This is a genomic window from Aquirufa salirivi (assembly GCF_045310485.1).
Classification (GTDB): domain Bacteria; phylum Bacteroidota; class Bacteroidia; order Cytophagales; family Spirosomataceae; genus Aquirufa; species Aquirufa salirivi.
The window spans coordinates 1-605 of the sequence record NZ_JBEWZH010000026.1; the positions used below are offsets into that span (position 1 = coordinate 1).

General features: G+C 46.0%; 1 protein-coding gene. It reads right to left on the minus strand.

Features of this window, described 5'->3' with window-relative positions; genetic code table 11:
* Window positions 1–605, minus strand: a 605-nt coding sequence (locus tag U0R11_RS13525; RefSeq protein ID WP_406752357.1) for a hypothetical protein, incomplete at both ends; no start/stop codon positions are given.

A 605-nucleotide genomic window follows, 5' to 3' on the forward strand; every position in this document is an offset into this window, starting at 1 on the left:
CTTCCTGTTAAACTAGCTGTTACTGTTACGTTATTGCTGGCAGCACTAAAGCCTGTTACCGTATTGCCATAAGCATCTTGTGCCGTTAAGGTATTTGTTCCTGTAAACGCTGTACCTGAAGTTTGTGGTCCAGCAATCGCTACACTAAACTTAGCAAAGCTTCCTACCGATACGCCAACAGCTAATTCTCCTGCTCCACTCGCTGTCAAGCTGCCGTCTGTCACACTGATTGAAGCAGACTCCACTTTGTATAAGCTCATGCTCGCTGTGGCTACTCCATTGCTGAAGGTCACACTCGTAGCTGTGCCAAAGTCAGTACTTCCTACTTTAGGTGACGTAACTGGTGAGCTAGAATTATTCGCTCCTGAGAAGGTTAAACTCTTAGCTCCTGTGTAAGTTGTTACCGTATTTCCTTGTGCATCTTTCGCCGTGATCGTAATTGTTTGACTTGTACCTGCTGTCTGTGTTCCGCTTCCTGTAATCACAAACTTATTGGCCGATCCACTATTGATATCGATACTTCCACTCGTTACCGCCGTACCTGTGGCTGGAGTAAACGTGAAGCTTCCTGAACCTACTGTTCCTGTGTACTTCAAGCCTAAGCT